General features: G+C 51.7%; 13 protein-coding genes and 2 pseudogenes. All 15 read right to left on the minus strand.

Annotation, left to right across the window (positions count from 1 at the left end):
* Positions 1-506: 506 nt before the first annotated feature.
* Positions 507-1,028, minus strand: a complete 522-nt coding sequence (locus AB1748_RS14670; protein WP_111142038.1) for a hypothetical protein — start codon at positions 1,026-1,028, stop codon at positions 507-509.
* Positions 1,025-2,947, minus strand: coding sequence for a TIGR02594 family protein (locus tag AB1748_RS14675; RefSeq protein WP_367395672.1), 1,923 nt, complete (start codon positions 2,945-2,947; stop codon positions 1,025-1,027). The genes AB1748_RS14670 and AB1748_RS14675 overlap by 4 nt, the downstream gene beginning before the upstream one ends.
* Positions 2,948-2,960: 13 nt before the next feature.
* Positions 2,961-3,374, minus strand: coding sequence for a DUF4431 domain-containing protein (locus tag AB1748_RS14680; RefSeq protein ID WP_111142036.1), 414 nt, complete (start codon positions 3,372-3,374; stop codon positions 2,961-2,963).
* A gap of 2 nt (positions 3,375-3,376) precedes the next feature.
* Positions 3,377-6,076 (minus strand): type VI secretion system Vgr family protein, encoded by a 2,700-nt coding sequence (locus AB1748_RS14685; RefSeq protein WP_367395673.1) that lies wholly within the window; start codon positions 6,074-6,076, stop codon positions 3,377-3,379.
* 179 nt (positions 6,077-6,255) lie between these two features.
* Complete coding sequence (locus tag AB1748_RS14690; RefSeq protein WP_367395674.1) at positions 6,256-7,374, minus strand: T6SS immunity protein Tli4 family protein; 1,119 nt, start codon at positions 7,372-7,374, stop codon at positions 6,256-6,258.
* Between the two features lie 84 nt (positions 7,375-7,458).
* Positions 7,459-8,007: pseudogene (gene vgrG / locus AB1748_RS14695) on the minus strand (type VI secretion system tip protein VgrG); the annotation flags it as partial.
* A 61-nt stretch (positions 8,008-8,068) separates the two neighbouring features.
* Positions 8,069-8,455, minus strand: coding sequence for a hypothetical protein (locus AB1748_RS14700; protein WP_146240913.1), 387 nt, complete (start codon positions 8,453-8,455; stop codon positions 8,069-8,071).
* A complete protein-coding gene (locus AB1748_RS14705; RefSeq protein WP_367395675.1) occupies positions 8,456-9,670 on the minus strand; it encodes a hypothetical protein in 1,215 nt (404 codons plus the stop codon).
* Positions 9,663-12,182 carry a type VI secretion system Vgr family protein gene (locus tag AB1748_RS14710; protein ID WP_367395676.1) on the minus strand — a complete coding sequence of 840 codons (2,520 nt, stop codon included), beginning with the start codon at positions 12,180-12,182 and terminating at the stop codon, positions 9,663-9,665. The genes AB1748_RS14705 and AB1748_RS14710 overlap by 8 nt, the downstream gene beginning before the upstream one ends.
* Entirely contained in the window at positions 12,179-14,833 is a 2,655-nt protein-coding gene (tssH, locus tag AB1748_RS14715; RefSeq protein WP_367395677.1) for a type VI secretion system ATPase TssH, read from the minus strand. The genes AB1748_RS14710 and tssH overlap by 4 nt, the downstream gene beginning before the upstream one ends.
* A 159-nt stretch (positions 14,834-14,992) precedes the next feature.
* A complete protein-coding gene (gene hcp / locus AB1748_RS14720; RefSeq protein WP_023325816.1) occupies positions 14,993-15,484 on the minus strand; it encodes a type VI secretion system effector Hcp in 492 nt (163 codons plus the stop codon).
* A 4-nt stretch (positions 15,485-15,488) separates the two neighbouring features.
* A pseudogene (locus AB1748_RS14725) lies at positions 15,489-17,194 on the minus strand (OmpA family protein).
* A complete protein-coding gene (gene tssL / locus AB1748_RS14730; RefSeq protein ID WP_367395678.1) occupies positions 17,191-17,880 on the minus strand; it encodes a type VI secretion system protein TssL, short form in 690 nt (229 codons plus the stop codon). Before tssL ends, AB1748_RS14725 begins: the two are co-directional and overlap by 4 nt.
* Positions 17,877-19,217 (minus strand): type VI secretion system baseplate subunit TssK, encoded by a 1,341-nt coding sequence (tssK, locus tag AB1748_RS14735; protein ID WP_111142031.1) that lies wholly within the window; start codon positions 19,215-19,217, stop codon positions 17,877-17,879. The genes tssL and tssK overlap by 4 nt, the downstream gene beginning before the upstream one ends.
* Before the next feature lie 17 nt (positions 19,218-19,234).
* Complete coding sequence (tssC, locus tag AB1748_RS14740) at positions 19,235-20,782, minus strand: type VI secretion system contractile sheath large subunit (protein ID WP_367395679.1); 1,548 nt, start codon at positions 20,780-20,782, stop codon at positions 19,235-19,237.
* Positions 20,783-20,795 lie beyond the last annotated feature (13 nt).

Below are 20,795 nucleotides of genomic sequence, written 5' to 3' on the forward strand. Positions count from 1 at the left end.
AATCATCGAGTAAAATAATTATCAATCGAAAACAGGCTTTTGCACAACTCTAAATGTAATGACTGAATATCACCTGGAGTCACTTTCTCAAACATTACTTCAACTTTAAATGGCCCCAACTTTAAAATTGCACTGCTCTTTTTTATAATTATTATTGCATCAAGCTAATGCGCTATCTTGTCATCATAAAATGATGAAAGTTTGCACCTCAAAGTCTCTGGGATTGAACTTTTACCATTCATTGCATTATCACTCAATTGAGAAGTAATATCTGCAGTAAAAGTTTTAACATAAGAGATGTAGATCTCTGATCCAGAACAGTTCTGCCAACACGATTTTTTGTATATTTTATTTCCACTCAAATAGTTTTGGTATAGTTCCCTGCCCTCCTCTCCTCATTGCCGCCCACAAATAAAAAAAATTCTTTCCCCATGAATAGTAATTTAAAAAATAGCGTACGCATGACTAATGAAAAGCATCTAAAAAAACCTACTACCTTGATGTTATTAAGGGCTGGAAGGGAGTATCTTTGATCTTATCGACTGGCAAATGGACTCTCCTAAAAGCTTGTAGCTAATAATCCCATAAACATTCAACTCATTCGTAAAGATATGCTCAGGGGCTTTTGAGTCGAAGGTATAAATAAACAATCTATTATTTTTTACTGCATAAAAAAGAACTCCATCGAATCCAGAAACTTGATCGTCAGAATAAGATGATAATATTTTAGCAATCTGATTTCTGGTTGATACATCTGTTATAGATTTCATTAGTATATTGTCGTTAATACCTTCTGGAAGCGTATTCAAATATGCATTATCAATATAAGGCGTATAATCATTTTTATCGCAAGAAGGAGTGTGGGGATTATCCACACCATAATAATTTCTGAAAAACCCATCAAGTACATATTTATAATCTCTTGCAGAAGGCAATGCCTTGACAAGTAAGGATATTCCTCCAGCGTCTCCTGCCATCACTCTCAATGACAACAAAAGTAACAAAACTATAGTTATAAAGTTTTTCATCGACCGCCCCCTTCATCTTTCACAGATTTACTTTTGCTATCAAACTTGAATAAATTGTTATTCACATAGTCAACATCAACTATAGGTAACTCCGCTGAAATTTTTGAATAACATTCTTTGTAAGCGACTGGTATATAGTATTTATAAAATATTTGATACACAGGAGTATTCGTTTTTTTTCTAACAGTCATTCTGAATCTGGATGTTGGTTTTGTGGTACTATACATCGATAACTTGATAGTACCTCCACCATATGTTTTACCTCCTTGATTACCACCTAATCCAGCAATATCACCGTTACTCGTTTTTCCATACACAAATGTTACATGCCCGCTGCCTGTAAATTCATTACCAGATTCGACATAAGTACGAAATACCATCAATGCACCATATACAGGATTTTTTATCTCGATAAACTTAGTTTTATCATAAACAGGGAATTGAGAAGACTTTGTATAACTCTTAGAGTAGTCATATCCTGATTCTTTCAAGCAATAATTAGCAAACGAAGCACACCATGCCGTACTACCTAAAGACGCTTCAGAACCTGTAAGCTTATGATAATTGTCAGTTATTTTTTTCTCTCCTGTTCCGTGCCATTTTGTAGCCTCTCGGATTGCAATCGCCATCCATGGCGCCTCTCTCTGCTCATGGGGAAGCAAGGCCAACGGTTTATTCGATTTTTTAGATCCCACTGATTCCAGCTTTTTTTTATTCAAATTGACCGTTCGGGCATTGGATGAAGTTCTGCTAACTGGGGCCTGAGGTTTGGGTGCCTGTTTGTCAGAGGCTGAGACAGAGTTCTTCCCTTTTGAATCGTTTGCATTACTTGAAATCAATATCGACTGACCGGGATAGATTTTGTTTAGATCTGCAATATTATTATGACTCGCAAGTTTATCGACAGTTGTGCCGCTCTGCGCTGCAATTTTCGCCAGAGTATCACCCGGCGCGACTATATATGTTGAAGGACCGCTAGTATTGACACCATAAATTGTCAATTTCTGACCGGGGAAAATCCTACTCACATCTTTTATATTATTGTTTTTTGCAATTTCATCAGTACTTGTCTTATAACGCTTGGCAATTTTTGATAGAGAGTCTCCTGACATGACTATATACTCTATCGGTTTCTGAGCACTCTTCTCACGTGGCACTTTGGGAGTTTCGGGAAGTGTTTTTGCAGAGAATTGAGAAAAGTTTCGCGTGAGCAGTATATTCTTTGTTTCATCTCCAGCAACTGCTGAATAAACAATATCTTTTTTCCCAACAGAATTAGTATATTTGACGACGATAGCCATTCCGGGTTTCATGTGAATAATCGTTTTGAGCTTGCCGAAAGCGTCTGTTTTCCACTCATAGCTGGTACTTCCCAGGGTCACCTCAAATGGCACATCAGCAACCGGGCGGGATCCGTCTGAAACCGTCAAGTTTGTCACATACACCCATTTTTCAGTACCGGCCTTCAGGCCACCTTCTTTTTTACTGATTGCATCTACGACTTTTCCGAATTCATTATCATCCAGTTCAGATATTTTTTTATCTTTTGCAACGCCACTTTCTGAACTTATAAAGTTGGAATAAGCTACGGGATCGTTGCCTGCAGTTTCAGGCGCATACTGCGACATCATCTCAGAGATGGTGTTATTTCGATATTTTCGCTTCAATAATGCACATTTTTCACGTTCCCCAGCTTCAATGCTGGAAAAAATCGCAAATGTATTTTTTTTTGGATTATATACGGTTCCGGCCCCTATCCGGCCTTTTTGCTTACTTGCATCAGGCAATGCCATAATATTGCCGGGATTGTTAAATCTCCAGTTCAATGTTCCTGCAGTTTTTAGCAAACGAGTCCCATCACCAGCTTCGTACTCAACCGTCTTGGTTTCAGAATGATATGTCGCTTTTACAAATCTCATAAATCATCCTTTTTTATTTTTTCGTTGATTCAAAACTTGTGTCGTTTAGTAAAACTGAAGTCATATGATAGCCTGTGACAGCAAGCATAACTTTTCCATTTACAGTGACATGGTGATTGAGTAAATTGCGTTTATTTTTATAATTATCACCGCTCACAATGAGCTGGACCTTGCTGCCCCAACCTTTTTGCTCAGTATTAGCATCAACCACGCACTTTAGCGGACTATTTAAATGCAGGATCCAGTAGAGTAGTTTTTCGTCATGCTCCCTATCTTCCCCCCAGTTCGGGGGGCCGTAAAATAACTCTTCTTTGATTACTCCTGTGAGTACAATCTTATCCCCCTCTTTCAGACATGCCGAATATACAACGCAGTTATATAATATGATGGCTACGCTCAATGTAAGTTTCATAAGCATGTTTAACATTATCAGCTAATCTCTGTTAGATTTAATAAAGTTGCAATCATTGATTCAGTCAATGCTGATGTTCTATGCTCTTCAGAATCCATTTCACTTAAATAAAGATCGACATCAGGAGCTTCATCATCAAAATATTCCATACTGTCGTCTTCAGTAGATGAAACAGAAAGCTCCTCTTTACTCCAGGTTTCTCGCCCAATGATTAAATTCAATGTATCGCTTTCAGAAAGTACTATTTTCGGGAAGCGACCTGAACTGTCTACCGTGCCGGTCGACAGGATTTTCCCATTACTGTCAGTAATGCTATATGGCTGATTTATCATCCAATCCATACTTTGGCTGACGCTATCGGCACCAGGGAAAGCAAAACGTAAGCTTTGTTCGCCAGGTTCCATTACAGGGAAGACAGGCAGCGTGACCTTTTCTGATGCACCCGTTTTACGCCCATAGTGTCCTGCTTTCGTACGATATTCACCTGCTGTAGCGGATTCGATCCCACTTGCATCAATCCTGATATAGCTCCCACCGCCGTTTAGCGTCAGCTTCTTCTTCGCAATAATTTTGATTTCATCCTCAGTACTGACGATGCTGATTTCTTTTCGCGCCAGCAATTCCATCAGGCTGTTCTGCGCCTGTACCTGTACCGGCCCCTGGTTCGCGATGAGCCTGATCCCCAGCTTGCGGACAAACACGCTCAGGGCTTTGCCTACCCCGATGAACAGATTTTTCACCACGCTGACGTCGGCATTTTTACCGGCCGTAGCTATCAGGTTTTGCCCGGCAGATACCTGCAGGTGCTGTCCGCTGGTCAGCGCCATACCGTCCGGCGCGCTCATCAGCAGCACCGATTTTTTCAGGTCCGTCAGTTGCTGTTCCAGCAGGTTAATCTGCGCCTGGAGATCGGCCGGGTTCGCGCTCGCCTTCTGCGCATCATCCGAAAAGGACATCATCTGCTCCCGGGCATCGCCGAGGTTGCTGACCGCCGCCTGCATCTCCAGCACCTGACCCTGCGCCCCGGCCTGCCCGTCAGCGCTGATAAATATCCCTTTCTGCGCCCGGATGGCGCCCCAGCTGTCCGTCCTGAGCTCAAACCCCTCGCCGCGCTTCTGCTTCTCAGCATCCACTAAATGCCCGAGGTTCAGCTGGCTCTTGCCGCCGTACTCCGTGCTGACCTTGATATGCTCTTTCCCGCGCTCGTCATCGAGGCGGATTTTGTTGTTCGCCGGGGTGCGCAGCACGTTGCGCTTGTAGTTGCGGATGGTGACGTGGTCGCCGTGGGCCGAGTCGTGCAGCACACCGGCAATGTACGGCCGGTCCGGATCTCCGTCCTCAAAGCCAATCGCCACCTCGGTGCCCGCCAGCAGCGGCAGGTGCAGGCCGCAGGTGTCCCCCGCGTACGGGCGGGACTGGCGCACCCACAGGCTCTCGAACCCGGCTTCCCGGGTCTCCCGGTCAAACAGCATGCTGACGCGGTAACGACCGTCCTTATCGATATGCCCGTAGGTGTCGTTCTCGGTGGTGCTGGTGACGCGTGCCGGCAGGGTGCCGGCCATCACCGGGCGTGAGCCGGGCTCAGGACGGAAACCAAAATCGGTGCTGTCCGGAATGCCGTCAAAATCAACCGCAAAGTCCTTATCACGGCGGGCATACGTATGCATCGCCGTGATGACCACGCCCTGCGCAAACACGTCGGCCACTTCATACCCGCCGGTGACTTTCAGCCGCATACCCGGCGAGAGGGTCGGGCAGCTGGTGATACCCTGCGCCCGGGTCTGGCCATTCAGGCAGCGTTCGTGACGGATGCGGGCATAAAACGCCCCGGACTCCGGGGCCGGATTGCGGTCATGCGCGCTGCCCGGCGTCAGGTAGTTATCCGCCCAGTGATAGGCATCACCGTACGTGGTGACATCCCCGCGGGTCACATCCACCCGGGCGTCCATGTCCTGCGTGGCCTGACGGTAGTTGTAGTCCCGGGTGCTGACCTGCTTCTGCACCACGCTGTGACGGCATTCCATTCCCCAGACCGAATCCACGCCTTTTGAATGCTGGCCCGATGGCGGTACCGACGGCAGCGTCAGACCTTTTTCATACCCCTGCTGGCTGTCGTAAAACTCCACCACGTCAATGTTGAGGCGCGTGTCGGTGGTGAAGCGGAACCAGATGCCCACCTCACCCAGCAGGCGGGTGATAAAGTGCAGGTCATCCTCGCCGTACTGCATCACCTGCTCCCGGCGCGGGTACTCTTTTGACAGCGAGAACAGAAAATCCTGGCCGCGCATGCCGTGGCGCTCGCGCAGGATTTTTTCCACGATTTGCGGAACCGGCATGTCCTGATAAATGGCGTTCTGGTGCGAGCGGCCGAGCAGCGCGAGGCGCGGCCGGAGCGTCAGTGCATAATGGGTTTCATCCTTCGAGGTGCTGAGGCGTTCAAAGCCGGTCACCACCCCCTGCAGGGTGCGCACGGCCTGCTGCACTCTGATGCCGTAGCCCCGGTCAGCCGGGGCCTGCAGCGTCAGCGAGCCGGGCTTCATCAGCATCATCTCCTTGCTGATGGCGTGGTCACCGCTGGTGAACTCAATGCGGTAACTGAACGGCGTGCTCAGGACCTCATCGCCTTCGAAAGCCAGCACGTCGAGCGCGGACTCACAGCCCTTCACCGCCAGCAGGTGGTGGTTATGGCTGAATCTTAACGGAGGATTATTACTCATGCATCCACTCCCTGTGTCACAACAAATTCCAGCCCGCGGCTTTTTTGTCACTTCAGCCAGACATCAGTAATTTCAGTTTCAATTTATGGGATCCTGCAGATTAGCAGCGGGTGGTTGTCTCAAAAAATTAAAACCAGCATCAGAGGTATGTTCAGACCTCTGTCTTATTTAAGATACACTTACTGCCTGGTGTTTCCCGGAGTTGATCCAGTTCGATACCTGAACGTTCTGGTGATTCTGTCCCAGATGTCAACCAGCTGTGAATCCGTATATTTTTTTGTTTCCAGACCAGAATTATTCAACTCAACGGAAAATACCGGGTGCTTTGAGTCGGAAATATCCTCATTGCCATAAAAAGCGAATCTGTAGGCAGTAACCGTTTTCTCTTGTGGATGATAGATATCCTGTTTACTTTTAATCAGCCACTCTTCGGCATTGATTTCCGGTAATTTTACCGTCCCTTTCTTCAGAGTGTGTGCGCCAAGTCTGATGATGGCAGCATTGATTTCATCAGATCTTTTCAAGAGCGATTCAGATTTCCGAAGCGTATTATCACTGTTAACAATAAGGCCAAAGTCATCACTGTTATATATAATATTGATAACATCGTTCGACATCACTCCCGTATCATTGATAAATCCTTCCGGAATACAGATACCAGGCAGCGTTGGCACTTCTTCATCCCTTCTCCCCTGTAGTCTGGATAACAGACTCTGCATCTCCGCCAGCTTCTGAGTTTTATTGTTCAGTGCATTTTCAGAAGTCCCACTATTCAAATAATCTTCTTTGTCTTTTTTATATTTAGGATCAGATAAGTCCCGTATCTGGGTTGTCACTATAAATGCCACTCCATTATTGTATAAGTGGCCTTCAAGTACTCGTCCGAATCCAGGAACAGTCTCGTTTATATTGTGATCAAAGATGACCGTATTATTATTTATCCGGTATACCTGTTTCAGATAAGGAAGGTCTTTAGGATCAACTGCTGGACTGTTGTTTAACTCCTGTTCACGTAACCGGATACGTTGTGCAAACGCCGGAGGATACAGCCGCTTGCTGACAATTCTCATTTCATTAATTTTCACCTGCCCCATCGCAACGTTATTAAATGAAGCGGGCACATCAAACCGATAGCGGCCAATGCACTGAGGTCGGGTCTGTTCAAACAGTTTATCCGTCATTTGTTTTTCCTTTGCCGTTAAAGGGGCTGCCGGCCATGAACGGGTGAGCAACCAGAAAACTGCAGAGAGAATAAGGACGACAACAGCTAATCCCATCCATAAATGCCTTACCTTCATGAGGGGACCTCTCCGGCCATTTTTATTATTGAGCGTAACGTGAACTTCATTGCAGCGGAAAGACCGTTTTCCGTGCCGGTATCAGATGCCCACCTCACCCAGCAGGCGGGTGATAAAGTGCAGGTCATCCTCGCCGTACTGCATCACCTGCTCCCGGCGCGGGTACTCTTTTGACAGCGAGAACAGAAAATCCTGGCCGCGCATGCCGTGGCGCTCGCGCAGGATTTTTTCCACGATTTGCGGAACCGGCATGTCCTGATAAATGGCGTTCTGGTGCGAGCGGCCGAGCAGCGCGAGGCGCGGCCGGAGCGTCAGTGCATAATGGGTTTCATCCTTCGAGGTGCTGAGGCGTTCAAAGCCGGTCACCACCCCCTGCAGGGTGCGCACGGCCTGCTGCACTCTGAGGCCGTAGCCCCGGTCAGCCGGGGCCTGCAGCGTCAGCGAGCCGGGCTTCATCAGCATCATCTCCTTGCTGATGGCGTGGTCACCGCTGGTGAACTCAATGCGGTAACTGAACGGCGCGCTCAGGGCCTCATCGCCTTCAAACGCCAGCACGTCGAGCGCGGACTCACAGCCCTTCACCGCCAGCAGGTGGTGGTTATGGCTGAATCTTAACGGAGGATTGGTGCTCATAGTATTCCTTCACATCGGCAGAGAAATTATGCTCTGGAAAAAATATGCATTAAGTCAGTTACTACTTGATCTTTATCGTATATTGCTTATAAAAATCTTTACCGGAATACATTGTGCCAAGAGTAAATCCAGAAATAGTTACGCGATAATCACCTGGTTTTTTCGGGATCCCAGATATGATGATGCGATGGTAATCTTTGTTTACTCCATCCTCTCCTCCAAAACTATATTTTATGTCTTCCGGACCCCATACTAACCCTGAGTCGTTCGGGATTATACTCACCGATATACTGGACTCACTAACAGCCCCACCTTTTATTTCAATGACATCTCGGTACTTATGATTAACTGTTGCAACTTTAAGTTCTTTCTTTTCAGGAAGGATTGTTGAATAAGTAACAGAGCACCCAGATACAATAACAATCAAAATACAGATAAAATATTTCATTCAGCTCAGTGGCTTAAATACCACTCCTCCAAAAATGTGCTTGCGGACATATTCAAAGTCTTTTTTTAACTTGATTTGTTTTTTTACCGCCCCCCATGAGAATAATTTTAAGTTAACGATTTCATCAGGCGGCGATTTTTTTGTTATGGCTTTGCCATCAGCATTTTTTAAAGCTCCGGCCCAAACAACCCAGTGATTTTTAGAGGAGGTATCGTCAGAGCCAAAATCAAATAGCATCCCAGCGGAAATCAGACAAATAACTTTAAATCCGTTGTCAGCATATTCACTGAGCCGCGCAACATCCTCAATACTGCACCGGCTTAAGCCAACATTGCTATAAACTTTTACATAGCCACTCTTTTCAAACCACTCGGTAATTTTTCCCCACATTGTAATCCCGGCAACTTCATCGTCTATATCATCATAACTCATAATTGAATTTTCAGAGTCTCTCAAACTGGCAAGTGTTATCCAGTCCAAACCTGAAATTCTCTCACTACCACCAGAATAAAAACTGCCCTTTGGATGTTTACATCCATCGCCAGGAGTTATATCTAAAGTTCCTATCTTCGTTTTTCCATGCATCCATAGATCAATTGCAGCTTGTTTATATACATCCGGCCTGTCCATTTGCAAGCAATAAAAGAAGGAGGCTGGCCCACATAAACTTGTCCTTCCCTGATCAGGAAAACTACTGTAATTCATTCTTAATGAGATTTGAGTTTCAAATTTACTTCTGTCAAATGGATCATCAGGACTACCTACGGGATACTCTTTTGCAATAAACACTCTTTCCTGACAGGTAATCTGCACAGTATGTATATTATCATCACCCTTATTATTAACTGGTTTTGTCTGTGCTTTACTCTCAAAATAACAGACATTCTCTCGTTTACTTTTAGAAAATGCTTTCCCTGATGCCAACTCACCAAGGGTGTACATTTTTTTAGCTGGGGATAAAAGCACCGGAATCAGCTTACCACTGTGTTTACGGTATAAGTTAATTTCTAAAATGTAGATCACTGAAAAATCATCATCGGTCTCATTCGTATCATGAGGCTGAGTATAATAACTCGGGTCTATTGGTTGTTGCGTCACTGACAGCAGAACATATTTTTTATTATTGACATCGGTTTTATATACATCGAGATCGTAAAACAGATTTGATACCGGAACATTCGATTCAACTTTTGTATAGATCTTATACTTAGGCATTAATAACTCCTGGCATCATATGCAAGTAAACATCCTGAGCCTGTGCAGAAGTAAACAGTTTTGTATACCCCTGACCATCACTTATACCTTCCAGTACTGAGCCATCAGCCAAAAATGCCCTGTAAGGGGTATTCAGCATCGGTACCCCATTATCATTTGCACACAGGAAGCGAATATTATGACTTCCATCATCTATAGCATTAGCTAAAGGTGAAATATCAGGCTTGTGCTTCGCTCGTGTCTGTCTGGCATAATGCCCAGCCCATGTTCTGAAATCACCCAACGTGGCTGATTCAATAGCATTAACATCCAGAGTGATGTAACTCCCCCCGCCGTTTACCGTCAGCTTCTTCTTCGCAATAATTTTGATTTCATCCTCAGTACTGACGATGCTGATTTCTTTTCGCGCCAGCAATTCCATCAGGCTGTTCTGCGCCTGTACCTGTACCGGCCCCTGGTTCGCGATGAGCCTGATCCCCAGCTTGCGGACAAACACGCTCAGGGCTTTGCCTACCCCGATGAACAGATTTTTCACCACGCTGACGTCGGCATTTTTACCGGCCGTAGCTATCAGGTTTTGCCCGGCAGATACCTGCAGGTGCTGTCCGCTGGTCAGCGCCATACCGTCCGGCGCGCTCATCAGCAGCACCGATTTTTTCAGGTCCGTCAGCTGCTGTTCCAGCAGGTTAATCTGCGCCTGGAGATCGGCCGGGTTCGCGCTCGCCTTCTGCGCATCATCCGAAAGGGACATCATCTGCTCCCGGGCATCGCCGAGGTTGCTGACCGCCGCCTGCATCTCCAGCACCTGACCCTGCGCCCCGGCCTGCCCGTCAGCGCTGATAAATATCCCCTTCTGCGCCCGTATCGCCCCCCAGCTGTCCGTCCTGAGCTCAAACCCCTCGCCGCGCTTCTGCTTCTCAGCATCCACTAAATGCCCGAGATTCAGCTGGCTCTTGCCGCCGTACTCCGTGCTGACCTTGATATGCTCTTTCCCGCGCTCGTCATCGAGGCGGATTTTGTTGTTCGCCGGGGTGCGCAGCACGTTGCGCTTGTAGTTGCGGATGGTGACGTGGTCGCCGTGGGCCGAGTCGTGCAGCACGCCGGCAATGTACGGCCGGTCCGGATCACCGTCCTCAAAGCCAATCGCCACCTCGGTGCCCGCCAGCAGCGGCAGGTGCAGGCCGCAGGTGTCCCCCGCGTACGGGCGGGACTGGCGCACCCACAGGCTCTCGAACCCGGCTTCCCGGGTCTCCCGGTCAAACAGCATGCTGACGCGGTAACGACCGTCCTTATCGATATGCCCGTAGGTGTCGTTCTCGGTGGTGCTGGTGACGCGTGCCGGCAGGGTGCCGGCCATCACCGGGCGTGAGCCGGGCTCAGGACGGAAACCAAAATCGGTGCTGTCCGGAATGCCGTCAAAATCAACCGCAAAGTCCTTATCACGGCGGGCATACGTATGCATCGCCGTGATGACCACGCCCTGCGCAAACACGTCCGCCACTTCGTATCCGCCGGTGACTTTCAGCCGCATACCCGGCGAGAGGGTCGGGCAGCTGGTGATACCCTGCGCCCGGGTCTGGCCATTCAGGCAGCGTTCGTGACGGATGCGGGCATAAAACGCCCCGGACTCCGGGGCCGGATTGCGGTCATGCGCGCTGCCCGGCGTCAGGTAGTTATCCGCCCAGTGATAGGCATCACCGTACGTGGTGACATCCCCGCGGGTCACATCCACCCGGGCGTCCATGTCCTGCGTGGCCTGACGGTAGTTGTAGTCCCGGGTGCTGACCTGCTTCTGCACCACGCTGTGACGGCATTCCATTCCCCAGACCGAATCCACGCCTTTTGAATGCTGGCCCGATGGCGGTACCGACGGCAGCGTCAGACCTTTTTCATACCCCTGCTGGCTGTCGTAAAACTCCACCACGTCAATGTTGAGGCGCGTGTCGGTGGTGAAGCGGAACCAGATGCCCACCTCACCCAGCAGGCGGGTGATAAAGTGCAGGTCATCCTCGCCGTACTGCATCACCTGCTCCCGGCGCGGGTACTCTTTTGAAAGCGAGAACAGAAAATCCTGGCCGCGCATGCCGTGGCGCTCGCGCAGGATTTTTTCGACAATCTGCGGGACCGGCATGTCCTGATAAATGGCGTTCTGGTGCGAGCGGCCGAGCAGCGCGAGGCGCGGCCGGAGCGTCAGTGCATAATGGGTTTCATCCTTCGAGGTGCTGAGGCGTTCAAAGCCGGTCACCACCCCCTGCAGGGTGCGCACGGCCTGCTGCACTCTGAGGCCGTAGCCCCGGTCAGCCGGGGCCTGCAGCGTCAGCGAGCCGGGCTTCATCAGCATCATCTCCTTGCTGATGGCGTGGTCACCGCTGGTGAACTCAATGCGGTAACTGAACGGCGCGCTCAGGGCCTCATCGCCTTCAAACGCCAGCACGTCGAGCGCGGACTCACAGCCCTTCACCGCCAGCAGGTGGTGGTTATGGCTGAATCTTAATGGAGGATTATTACTCATGCGTCCACTCCCTGTGTCACATCAAATTCCAGCCCGATTCCCCCTTTTTCACTCCAGCTAAAGCGTAATGACTGTGGTTTTTGTCTGGCTGCCATGTGGGTTAGCAGTTGCTGACTCAGCACCGGCAGGATCTGCTGATTCAGCAGGCTGTCGATGTTACGCGCGCCGGTGTCCGGCAGCAGGCAGGCTGAAGTCAACGCATCATAAAGGCTCGCATCAATATGCGTGCTCAGGTCGTAATGTCGATGCAGGCGCTTGCTGACCTGTGAGAGTTTCATTTCCACGATGGTACGCATGGCTGCTTCGGCGAGTGGGCGATAAATCACAGTCTGGAAGCGGGCCAGCAGCGCCGGCTGGAAATGGTCCCGCAGTATCGGGCGCAGCAGCTCATGGAGTTCGCCTTCGCTGGCTTCCGGCTGTTCGTCGAGCAACTGCATCAGGTAATCGCTGCCGAGGTTCGAGGTCATCAGGATGACAGTATTGCGGAAATCGATTTCGCGCCCTTCGCCGTCGCGCATAAAGCCGCGGTCAAAGACCTGGTAGAACAGGTTCATGACATCGCGGTGGGCTTTTTCGACTTCATCAAGCAGCACCACGCAGTATGGTCGCTTGCGCACGGCTTCGGTCAGGATCCCCCCCTGACCATAACCGACGTAGCCCGGAGGTGAACCCTTCAGCTGGGAAACCGTATGCGGCTCCTGGTATTCTGAAAGGTTAATTGTAATGAGTGACTTCTCACCGCCGTACATGACATCGGCCAGCGCAAGCGCAGTTTCGGTTTTACCCACGCCACTTGGCCCCACCAGCAAAAATACGCCCTGCGGGCCATTCTCGGACGTAAGACCCGTTTTCGCCGCACGCAGGCGCTGGGCGATGGCTTTGAGCGCTACATCCTGTCCGACCACACGTTTACCCATTTCATTTTCCAGGGTCAGCAGCTCGGTCTGTTCATCTTTCATCAGCGATGACAACGGTACGCCTGTCCAGTCCGCAATCACGTTGGCAACCGTGCGTACATCCACATCTACGGAAAGCAGCGGGTTGCTGTGCTGCATGTCGTTCAGCTCCTGCTGCAGCATGTGCGCCTCACTCTGACGGGCGGTATCCTGACGGCTTTCCAGCAGTTGTTCGGTAAGTTTCAGTTCCTGCCCGTACTGAGTTTCAAGCTTATCGAGAGCAACAATAAGATCATTCTCTTCCTGTTCAATGACGGTCAGGCGTTCACTCTGGCTCTGATTGCCGACAGCAATATCCTCCAGCAGTGCCTGCTTCTCTATTTCAAGAGAAGTAATCTGCGAGCGAATGCAGGTCAGCTGTTCCGGCACCGTGTCGAGGTTCATGCGGACACGCGCTGCGGCGGTGTCGAGCAGGTCAACCGCCTTGTCCGGCAACTGGCGGCCCGTCAGATAGCGGCGGGAAAGCGTAACTGCCGCGCGAACCGCATCGTCGGTGATATGTACATTATGGTGTTCGGCATAGCGGGATTTCAGACCACGGAGCATCAGGCAGGCGGTGTTATTATCAGGCTCATCGACTTTTACCATCTGGAAACGACGCTCCAGGGCCGCGTCGCGCTCGAAATATTGTTTGTACTCAGACCAGGTAGTGGCCGCAATGGTACGCAGTTCGCCACGCGCCAGCGCCGGTTTCAGCAGGTTAGCTGCATCGGCGCCACCCGCATGGTTGCCCGCACCGATGATGGTATGCGCTTCATCAATAAATAGCAGGACCGGGGACGGTGATTGCTGCACGGCTTCAATGACGTTTTTCAGACGCTGTTCGAACTCGCCTTTCACGCCTGCACCGGCCTGTAGCAGTCCCAGGTCAAGGGTACGAAGAGTGACGGTTTTCAGGGATTCAGGCACATTACCTTCGGCAATACGCAACGCCAGCCCCTCAACCAGTGCGGTTTTCCCCACGCCCGGCTCACCGACGAGAATCGGGTTGTTTTTACGGCGACGAGAGAGGATGTCGACCATCTGGCGGATTTCTGTGTCACGGCCGAACACCGGGTCGATTTTTCCTTCCTTCGCTTTGGCGGTGACATCAAGGGTGAATTTATCCAGCGCGTTCTGCCGTGCAGGGCTCAGTTCCCCCCCTGTCATTTCCACGCCAGCCGGACGCCCGACAAACTCCACCTCACCACCATGACTCTGTGCCAGCTTAGCTTCGCGTTGCATTTCAGGACGCTCATCCGATTGCGCATCCAGCAAAGGTCGCAGGCGCTCCAGCTGGCTTTGAGCAAGTGTTAACAACGGCCAAAGGCCGTCACAACGTGCCAGTTTTGGTTTTTCCACCAGGGCCATCAGCAGATGGATGCTGCGGATTTGCTCTTCACCATTGAGTGAAGCAAGTAGCCAGGCTTGCTGCATCAAAGTCTGAATGTCATCTGAGAGCTGGGGCCGATGGCGCACAGAGCGAGGTTGTCTGTCCAGCCAGTCAAGCAAATCCTGCCAGATGCTATCCATATCCCATTCATAGCGACGCGCCAGCACCGTCAGGTCCCCTTCTCCCTGCTCCAGCAGCTTCAGCAGCCAGTGCTCCGGCAGAATTTCGGCATGGGCACGTGTCTGACAAAGTGAAGCTGCGCCTTCCATCGCTTGGGCACAGTAAGGATTCAGACGACGTAACAGGATGGCTGGATTTTCCATAAGATTCTCACTTTGTCGGTTCCTGGACACGCTACCGCCCCTCGCTGTTCACCCAAGCGCATAAGGTCAGGCAGGCAGATTGTTTTTTCTTTGCTGAGTGCCCGCATCTCAGGCACTCAGCAAAAAACTGCGGACAGGAAAAACCTGCCCGCATCAGGATTACGCGGTGGCGCGTTCGTTCCAGGAATCGGAATGAATGATGTTGCCGTCTTTGTAGGTCCAGGTGATTTTTTCGTAACGCAGTTCAACGCGTTCAAGGTGGTTGTGTTTCTCTTTAGAAGGATCCTTGATGTCATACATTTCAGGATTCACTTTCACTACCTTTACGTTTTCCAGTTTGGTATTGAAGTACTCCACTTCCTGACCTGCATCGTTGATTTTGTACCACTTGAATTCAGCGGATTTCAGTGTCTGACCGGTGGTCACCGCCTTGTACAGGTACGGGCTGGAGGAATCGATTTCCTTAGTGAACAGGAACGGCGTGTGGATGCGGGTGCCGGTCAGCTTGCCGGTGTTGTTGTCGGTCGGGATGTACAGGTTATGTTCCTGAGCTACCACTTCGATGCTGCCTTCACGATCCTGAACGTCAACAGACCCTTTGATATCCGCGCCGCCGTCGTCCTTCAGCCAGAGATAAACAGGTATTGCCATGAAATTACTCTCCATTGTGTAGTGAAGCGCCATCATCCTGCGATGGCGCTGGGTGTATGCCGGGTATCTGACAGGCGTTCGCCTGTGGTACCAGGCTGATTTCGACACGTCTGTTGAGCGCGCGCCCATCCGGGGTGTCATTGGTTGCGATCGGACGGCTTTCGCCATAACCCTGCACCGCAAAACAGCTTTCCGGTACATCACCGGTATCACGCATCCAGTCGCGCACCGCTTCGGCACGCTTAAGTGAAAGCGTCTGGTTCAGCTTCGGATTGCCGGTATTATCGGTATGCCCCGACACGACAATCAGCCAGCCCGGCTTCGCTTTAATGCCAACCAGTGAATTCACCAGCATTTTGGTAGAGCCCGCTTTCAGCTCGAACTTGCCGGAATCGAACAGCGACATGCTGTCGAGCCTGACTATTTTCGGAACCGGTTTTGGGGATGGCTGCGGTTCAGGCGGCGGCGGCACATACGAGCGGATCGCTTCCAGAAGGGGCATTCGTAGACGTTCACCCAGATAAAGCCCCAGACCCAACCGGGCCGGTACACCGTTACGTGCATAGTCATCCAGCATCGCCGCATCCTGACGAAGGACAGCAACGGCGTTAGCCTTCGGGCCATAGTCATCGATGGAGAGGCTGTCGTAACGGGCTATATCGAAGCTCACGCGATGCAGCAGCTGGCGATTGTTCCAGCCACTGCTGAGCAGCGCGGCGATGGCCGCCAGGGTGAAAAGACCAAGAACACTGCGCCAGGTGCGAGCCCGGGGAGTGAGTCCACTTCCCTCAGGTAGTAGCGGCAGGATGAAATCCGGTAAGGATGAGATTACCGTACTGTCCGTTCCCACTGGTTGCCAGCCAGTCACCTGAGGTATGGCAGTATGACGCGATAACCACGCCGTCCAGGCTGATGACGCAAGGCTTCCGGCAAGAATCGGCCCCATCCCCCACAGCAGTGCTGCAGGTGCAACGGCCGGAACATCAGGATTATCATCAATGAATACCGCCAGAACATGCTGATGCAGCCAGCTCATCAGGCTGTTCATCAGCACCTGCTGCTGCATCACAGGCGCACCGCCAGGGGTGACCCATGCAGCAATTGAGGCCGGTGCGGAAGACTCACGCCAGACCCTTACGCATTCTCCCGGCAACGCTGCCTGCCAGAGCATGTCATTTGTCATCGCGCTACCAACCTGCCCATTCAGCACCAGCGGCACAGAATGGCCCGTCTCTTTACGTAACTGGCTGATTTGCCAGCGCAGGGACAGCAGACGGCTAGTAAGTGCTTCGCTGTCGGCGTGTTTCTGCGGGCATACACTGATCATTACCGACAACTGGCGACCCCAGTCAGGCCGCAACCACAGCACCTGGCGGGCTGCCTGCCCCAGATCATGACCATTCTCCACGCGGATCCAGCAACCCTGTGTGACAGTAAGCACCGGTGACGGCTGCGGCCAGGCCAGCGGCAGATCGCCACAGACCAGCACCACGGGCTGACAGTAAGTGGCTTCCGGGAGGTCATCCGGACACAGGGTAACGTCATGCTCCGCACGACGACTGGCGACAGTCCAGAATGCGAGGATCCCCCCAGAACGATAAGCAGAAGAAGCACCGAAACCAGTCGGGCAACCGGCAGGAAATCCAGGCAGACCACTGCACTCAGCAGGGCGGCCCACAGCGCAAGCCCGCGCTGTTGTACAGGGCTCATTTTACGACTCCCGGCAACAGGGTCAGCAGCATCTGATCGAGCCAGCGATCCAGTCCCCACCAGAGCGCGATAATAACTACTAGGCTCAGGCTTATACGCACAGGCCATGACGCCAGCCAGCCTCCCGCCCCGCGTCCGGTGCGGCTTTCGGCCAGAACAGGGTGAGTCTGCGGGTAGGTGAACGGCGTAACACGTTCATTGAGGGCGCTGACCAGCCTCTGTCGTTCTGGATCGTTTAGCGCACGGAAGCTTCCCAGAAATCCGAGCATCATTACCCGCTGGAAGCAGGTCAGTACGGCATTGTCTGGTGCAGGTTCACGCAGCACATCGCGCATCCTGTCACACAAAGTGTCACCGGCGTCCATTGTGCCGAGGAAGTATCCCTGTAAAGGAATGTCATACCACTGTACGCAGGCATCATCATCTACACCGCGCCCTTTGACCGCCTCGTCAAGCAATGCACATTGTGCAGTGAGGATATGCTTACAGCTGGCTTCATCGAGTTCACTCGCTTTCAGCTCACGCTGAACGCATTCCACATCAGCGATACAGCGCTCCCACAAGAGTCGACCTTCGCCTTCCTGAAACTGCGGGCCATGGCGAAGGCTGATGACCTGAAGCCAGGTATCCTGCAGCAGTGCGTCAATATCAACAGACACGGCCGTGCCGTGTTTACGTTCACTCATGTTCTCAATACCGCAAAGAGTTCAAGTTCAGGCTCGCCGAGCATCCCCGGGACGTAAAACATACATGTCCCACTCTGGAGCATCTCAGTCGCCAGAGGATGGGAGAGATCAAGGCTGAAGTACTGATTTTCCAGCCGAAGCGGAATGGCAGCTGGCACATGGCGCAGTGGTGCCAGGGGCACCCCCACCCGCGATGAATTAACGATGCTCCTGACATGGTCAGGGCTGCCGACCTTACACTGACGCGGAAACTGTTCCTGCAGCTGTGCCACCGGCATCGGGGAACGCACGGAGAGGTAGTAATCCGCCCCTTCGCGCAGACGCGGATCATGCAGACGAGCCTGCCAGAAGTGCAGCCGTGAGTCATAGTCGAGTGCCAGTGCAACCACGCGGGACGGCAGGCTGGCTTCAAGCAGATCGCCAAGCAAATCAAACAGCGGTGGAAACACGGCATTGAGTTGCTCATGATGCCAGGCCGGAATGGCGCTCACCTGATGCTCCAGGGAGAAAGTCAGCAGGCTTCCCGCCAGGCGGGAAAGTTCCGGATACAGACGTTCCGGTGGGCTTTGCAGATTACGCTGGAACTGACCCAGCACGGGCTCAGCGCTGTTCAGCGCGTTGAGCAGCCAGAACAGTGATACATCGGCCACGGCAAAGTCTGCCATACGCTCATTACTTTCACGCCGCATTGCCATCAGACGGCACAGTCGGGCCCGCAGTTGGGTCAACAGCTGTTCCAGCTGAGTTACCAGCCAACGGCTGCCATGAAGAGTCAACAGCGGAGGGAGAAACGTCTCATCCAGCAACCACACCCCCTGTGAATCCTGATGCAGGCGGGCGACCGGACAAGCCAGATAATCGCTGTTGTTCTGATGGGCAAAACGCAGCGTCAGTTCCGGCTGCATCACGGCAATCTGACGGGTGTCTTCCCCGAAGGTATTACGTACATCCCGCCAGCGCTGACGATATCGCACCGGACGCTCGGCCACCTCGTCGGGTTTCAGGCAGTTGCCGCCGTTCGCCCGCAGTAGCGGGAGCGCCAGCACCACCGTCACCTCATGCGATTCGCCTTCAAGCGACAGTACGGGTGGCAGCGAATCAGCATTGTCTGTATCAATCAGCGTACCGTCCTGAAAACGGACATGCAGATGACGGGCCTGCAGACGTCCACGCCTGAGAGCTTCCGGCTCGAAGGTAGCATTTATAACCCCCCACGGGCAGGAGAGGCCCAGCCGGGCAATACACTCAGCAGACCAGGCCGCATAAGCGACCTGTTGCTGAAAATGCTGGGGAGCGACCATAATGCCCCTACCCCATAACGGTTGTTCCGTTTTCATCGGCTTCCTGCCTGTTATTACGATTTCGCCTTCGGCATCTGGGAAACCAGTGACAGGTTGACGTCCATCCCTTCCACCTGGAAGTGCGGAATAGCGAACAGCTTCACGCGAAAGAAACCCGGATTATCCTCAATGTCTTCCACCACCACCCGGGCATCGCGCAGCGGATGAGAAGCCTGCAGCTCATCGCCCGGATCGGTCATTTCGGTCACCAGACTGCGAACCCAGGTATTGAGTTCTAACTCCAGCAGACGCCGATCCTTGGTAGTGCCAATATTTTCGCGCTGAATGAGCTTCAGGTAGTGCGCGATACGTGACAGCAGGAAAATGTAGGGAAGACGCGCGTTGATGCGGCTGTTCGCGGTCGCGTCAGCCGTGTCATACAGCGCAGGTTTCTGGGCGGAGTTGGCAGAGAAAAAGCACGCGTAATCGCGGTTTTTATAGTACGACAGCGGAATGAACCCCAGGCTGGCGAACTCAAATTCACGGGTTTCCGGGATCATCACTTCAGACGGGATCTTCACCTGATTGCCGGTGCCCAGATCGTAGAGATGAATCGGCAGATCCTGAACGGCACCGCCCGCCTGCGGGCCACGGATCTGCACACACCAGCCGTTGTTGATGAAGCTGCGCACCATATTGGCCGCAAAGGCAAAGGAGGCGTTGGTCCACAGATATTTGTTGTGATCCGGGCCTTTCACCTCTTCGACGTAGTTAAAGCTGCGCACCGGAACGGTGTCCGGACCATACGGCAGACGACCCAGAACGCGCGGCATCACCAGCCCGATATAGCGGGCATCATCGGTTTCGCGGAAGGATTTCCACTTGATGTATTCGGCACGATCAAAATAGTTGCCGATATCTTTGATGGCCGCTACCTCCTCCATGGAATCTTTCAGGAAGAATGCCGGGCCTGCAGAGCCGATAAATGGCATATGCGCTGCAGCGGACACTTTCGAAATATTGCGTAGCAGGGTCACATCCTGTGCCGACGCATCAAATTCGTATGCCGAGATCAGAGCAGCAATCGGTTCACCGCCCGGCGTGTCATACTCATCGATATAAGTCTGCTTATAGAGCCCGCTCTGAATGATTTCCGGGCTGTCCTCGAAGTCCTGACGCAGCGCCTCTTTGGACATATCAAGCAGTTCGATTTTTACGTTCTGACGGAAATCTGTTTTGTCGACCAGTGACTTTACGCCGCGCCACAAACTTTCTACCGCCTGAAAAGTTTCATGATGCATTACGGCATCGAGCTGACGACTGATCTGGTAATCCAGTTCGGCGATATGCTGGTCAATCAGGTTTTTATCGAGTTTTTCGACCTTAGAGCCTGATTTAGTCAGGCATTCGAGAAAGACCTGCATACCGGCCGTGATTCGTTCATCTGCGGTGGCATCCGACATGGCCTGTGCGTCCTGCCAGATATCCAGCGCACTCAGCTCTGAAACCGGGTTCAGGTTAATTTTTTCAAACAGAGAGGCATAAACCCCACCCGCAGCAGGACGCTCAGTCACCGCATAGTCGCCACCCGTGGCGTTCTCATTTTGTACAGACATCAACATCTTCCTTATTAAT

Source organism: Pantoea sp. Ep11b, from assembly GCF_040783975.1.
Classification (GTDB): Bacteria; Pseudomonadota; Gammaproteobacteria; order Enterobacterales; family Enterobacteriaceae; genus Pantoea.